Origin of the sequence: Micromonospora sp. RV43, from assembly GCF_001029515.1 — a bacterium.
Classification (GTDB): domain Bacteria; phylum Actinomycetota; class Actinomycetes; order Mycobacteriales; family Micromonosporaceae; genus Micromonospora; species Micromonospora aurantiaca.
Genome location: NZ_LEKG01000316.1, coordinates 1 through 3,991, shown reverse-complemented (window position 1 = coordinate 3,991; position 3,991 = coordinate 1). Strand labels below are relative to the sequence as shown.

The 3,991-nt window shown below is 72.8% G+C and carries 6 protein-coding genes and 1 tRNA gene; 4 read left to right on the top strand and 3 right to left on the bottom strand.

What is annotated here, in order from left to right; translation table 11 throughout:
* The 3 genes from ABD52_RS36660 to bcp all read right to left on the bottom strand — a co-directional run.
* The coding region (locus ABD52_RS36660; protein ID WP_047894784.1) for a GNAT family N-acetyltransferase at window positions 1–501 on the bottom strand (501 nt) is incomplete at its 3' end.
* A gap of 64 nt (window positions 502–565) precedes the next feature.
* A tRNA-Leu gene (locus ABD52_RS36655) sits at window positions 566–651 on the bottom strand.
* A gap of 77 nt (window positions 652–728) precedes the next feature.
* On the bottom strand, window positions 729–1,199 hold the full coding sequence (bcp, locus tag ABD52_RS36650; RefSeq protein WP_047894783.1) for a thioredoxin-dependent thiol peroxidase: 471 nt from the start codon (window positions 1,197–1,199) through the stop codon (window positions 729–731).
* Between the two features lie 123 nt (window positions 1,200–1,322).
* Between bcp and ABD52_RS36645 the strand changes: the two genes are divergently transcribed.
* From ABD52_RS36645 to ABD52_RS36630, 4 genes are read left to right on the top strand one after another with little or no spacing between them, the layout of a single operon-like run.
* Entirely contained in the window at window positions 1,323–2,042 is a 720-nt protein-coding gene (locus ABD52_RS36645; RefSeq protein ID WP_041798831.1) for an energy-coupling factor ABC transporter permease, read from the top strand.
* Entirely contained in the window at window positions 2,039–2,458 is a 420-nt protein-coding gene (locus ABD52_RS36640) for a PDGLE domain-containing protein (protein ID WP_047894782.1), read from the top strand. The genes ABD52_RS36645 and ABD52_RS36640 overlap by 4 nt, the downstream gene beginning before the upstream one ends.
* Window positions 2,459–2,460: 2 nt before the next feature.
* Window positions 2,461–3,231, top strand: a complete 771-nt coding sequence (gene cbiQ / locus ABD52_RS36635; RefSeq protein WP_047894781.1) for a cobalt ECF transporter T component CbiQ — start codon at window positions 2,461–2,463, stop codon at window positions 3,229–3,231.
* Window positions 3,228–3,989, top strand: coding sequence for an energy-coupling factor ABC transporter ATP-binding protein (locus ABD52_RS36630; protein WP_047894780.1), 762 nt, complete (start codon window positions 3,228–3,230; stop codon window positions 3,987–3,989). The genes cbiQ and ABD52_RS36630 overlap by 4 nt, the downstream gene beginning before the upstream one ends.
* Window positions 3,990–3,991: the final 2 nt, after the last annotated feature.

The window sequence follows — 3,991 nt, the reverse complement described above, 5'->3', positions numbered from 1 at the left end:
CATGAGGATCTCGTCACGGGCGTCGGTGGGGGACAGGCGCAGCGCGGCGGGGAGGCGGCCGATCTCGCGGTAGCCGAGGCGCTTGTAGAAGCCGTCCAGGCCCAGGCCGTCGCGGACCGTCACGTGCAGCGCCGCCAGGCCGAGCCCTCGGGCGATCCGTTCGGCCTCGCGCATCAGCGCCGCGCCGTGGCCGCGTCCCTGCGTGTCCGGGTGCACCATGACGCGCTTGAGCACCCGCCAGTGCGTCTTGAGGTGGAACCGGTTGTCGGCGATGACCAGCACCGCGACCAGCTTCTCGCCCTCGTAGCCGGCGAGCAGCCGGTCCGGCCCGTCCGCCACCTCGTCGAGCGTGGAGGTGGCGAGCGGGCGTACCTCGTCCGCGGTCACCGGGGCGACGAAGCCGACGGCGCCGCCGGCGTTCGTCACGTCCACCCAGAGCGCGATGATCTGTTCGCGCAGCTCGGGGGTCAGGTCGGGGTCGAGTACGAAACGCAGGTCCACGACGCCATCCTGCGCGTGGCGACGCGGCCCGGACCCGCGTTCGTGATGCGGGTGACACCGTTGATGGTGCGGGAGGGGGGTTTCGAACCCCCACGTCCTCTCGGACACAGGCTCCTAAGGCCTGCGCGTCTGCCGTTCCGCCACTCCCGCCGACCCGCTGAGTTTAGAGTGTCGCGCCGGAGCCGTGTGTACTCCGGGCCGCGACCGGGGCGTGCCGCGCGACGACCTCAGTCGAGGCCGAGGTCGCGGCGCAGCTTGGCGACGTGGCCGGTGGCCCGCACGTTGTAGAACGCCTGCTCGATCTTGCCGTCCTCGTCCACCACGAACGTCGAGCGGATCACGCCGGTGACGGTACGGCCGTACATCTGCTTCTCGCCGAACGCGCCGTACGCGGTCAGCACCGCCTTGTCCTCGTCGGAGACCAGCGGGAACGTGATGGCATCCCGGTCGCGGAACTTGGCGAGTTTCGCGGGCTTGTCCGGCGAGATGCCCACCACCTCATAGCCGGCGGCCTGGAGGGAGGCGAGCGAGTCCCGGAAGTCACACGCCTGCTTCGTGCAGCCGGGCGTCATGGCGGCCGGGTACGCGTACAGGATGACCTTGCGGCCGCGCAGGCCGGACAGGGACAGCGTGCCGCCGTCGTCGGTGGGGAGGGTGAACTCGGGGGCGGGGTCGCCGGGCTTGAGGCGGTCGGTCATGGCGGTGACGATACCGCCGGGCCGGTACGGTCGGCGGACGGCGACGCGCGGGCGTGGTGACGGCCATCATGAGGTTGTTGCCAGATATTGGCAACAGTGCCTTCCTGGAAATACGCTGAGCGCGTGGACACCCTGGCGATGCACATCTCCAACGGGATCATCAACGGTCCGGTCGCCGCGATCTTCGCGGCTCTCGCCCTCGCCGCGCTCGCGTTCTGCGTGATGCGGGGCCGCGCCGACCTCGACGACCGGCTGGCCCCGATGGCCGGGCTGGTGGCGGCGTTCATCTTCGCCGTGCAGATGCTCAACTTCCCGATCTTCACCGCCGGGGTCAGCGGTCACCTGCTCGGCGGCGCGCTGGCCGCGCTGCTCGTCGGCCCGTGGGTCGGCGCGCTCTGCGTCGCAGTGGTGCTCATCGTGCAGGCGCTGGTCTTCGGTGACGGCGGGGTGGCGATGCTCGGCCTCAACATCACCAACATGGCGCTGCTCGGCACCGCCGCCGCGTACCTGCTGATCGCGCTCCTGCTGCGCGTACTGCCGCGTACCCCGGCCGGCCTGGCGGTCACCGCGTTCGTGTCCGCGCTGGTCAGCGTGGTGGTCGCGTCCCAGGGCTTCGTCCTGCAGTACTGGCTGGGCGGCACCACCGACCTCGGCGGCAACCTCACCGGCCTGGCCGGCACCATGGCCTTCGCCCACCTGCTCATCGGCATCGGCGAGGGCCTGATCACCGCGACCACGGTGGTCACCGTCGCAAAGGTCCGGCCCGACCTGGTGTACGCGCTGCGCGCCCTCAAGCCGGTCACGCCGGCTCCCGCCGTCCCGGTCGCCGGAGGTGCCCGATGAGCAAGCGTCACTGGCCGTTCGTGCTCGGCGGCCTGCTGGTGGCTCTGCTGCTGGCGGGCGTGGTCAGCAACTACGCCTCCTCGCACCCGGACGGGCTCGACTCGTCGCTGCTCAAGGGCTGCACCGTGAACGCCGACGACGAGATCACCGGCGGCAGCTGCCCGGCCCAGCAGGCGAAGGACCACGAGCTGGCGGACAGCCCGCTCGCCGACTACGGCGTACGCGGGATCGGCAACGACTTCCTGTCCACCGGCCTGTCCGGCGTTCTCGGTGTGCTGCTCACCTTCGCGCTCGGCGGCGGCCTGTTCTGGCTGGCCCGCCGCCGCGGCCCCGCCACGCCCGCCGCGCCTGACACGACCACTGCGAGCGCCGACCCGGCGGACGACGCCGCGACCCCGTCCACCGGCACCCGCTGACCATGGGCGCCGGGCACGCGCACGTCCTCTACCGCGAGTCCGGCTCGCCGGTGCACCGCCTCCCGCCGGAGGTGAAGATCGCCGCGATGGTGCTGTTCACAGTCGCGGTGGTGGCGACGCCCCGCGAGGCGTACTGGGCCTTCGGCGGCTACGCGCTCCTGGTCGCCGTGGTGGCCGCGCTGGCCCGGGTCGGCCCGCGCTGGCTGCTCAGCCGGGCGCTGATCGAGCTGCCGTTCGTGCTGTTCGCGCTCGCCCTGCCGTTCCTCGGGGCGGGGGAACGGGTCGAGGTGGCGGGGCTCGCCCTGTCCGTGGACGGGCTGCACGGCGCGTTCAACATCCTGGCGAAGGGCACGCTCGGCGTACTCGCGTCGCTCCTGCTGGCGGCGACCACGACGACGCGTGACCTGCTGCTCGGCCTGGACCGGCTGCGGTGCCCGCAGATCCTCACCCAGATCGCCACGTTCATGCTGCGCTACCTGGAGGTGCTCGTCGGCGAGGCCCGCCGGATGCGGGTGGCGCGGGTGTCGCGCGGCGACGACCCGCGGTTCCTGTGGCAGTTGCGCGGCTTCGCGGCCGGCGTCGGCGCGCTGTTCCTGCGCGCCTTCGAGCGCGGCGAGCGGGTCTACCTGGCGATGCTCTCCCGTGGCTACACCGGCCGGATGCCGGCGGTGTGGCAGGGGGCCGGCGCGGCCACCGCCGGCCAGTGGGCGGCCGCCGCGACGGTGCCGGCGATCGCGGCCACCATCGCCGCCGTCGCGCTCGTCCTGCAATGATCGGGTACGTGCAGCAGCCGCCCTCCCTCGACGTCAGCGGCGTCCGGTACGCGTACCCGGACGGTCACGTCGCCCTGCACGGCGTGGACCTGACCGTGCCGCGCGGCGAGCGGGTGGCGCTGCTCGGGCCCAACGGCGCCGGCAAGACCACGCTCGTGCTGCACCTCAACGGCATCCTCACCCCGACCGAGGGCACGGTGACCGTCGGCGGCCTGACGGTCAGCCGGGACCGGGAGACGCTGGCCGAGGTACGCCGCCGCGTCGGCATCGTCTTCCAGGACCCGGACGACCAGCTGTTCCTGCCCACAGTCGCCGAGGACGTGGCGTTCGGCCCGGCCAACCTGGGCCTGCGCGGCGCGGAGCTGGCCGCCCGGGTCGACGAGGCGCTCACCGCGGTCGGCATGAGCGAGCATCGGGACCGCGCGCCGCACCACCTGTCGTTCGGGCAGCGGCGCCGGGTGGCGGTGGCGACGGTGCTGGCCATGCGCCCGGAGATCCTGGTGCTGGACGAGCCGTCGTCGAACCTCGACCCGGCCGCCCGGCGGGAACTGGCGGAGATCCTGCGCGCCCTGCCGGTGACGTTACTCATGGTCACTCACGACCTGCCGTACGCGGCCGAGCTGTGCCCCCGCTCGGTGATCCTGGACGGTGGCCGCATCGTCGCCGACGCCCCCACCGCGGACCTCCTGTCCGACGAGGCACTGCTGACCGCCCACCGCCTGGAACTCCCCTACGGCTTCGCCCCCCGCCCGACCTGACC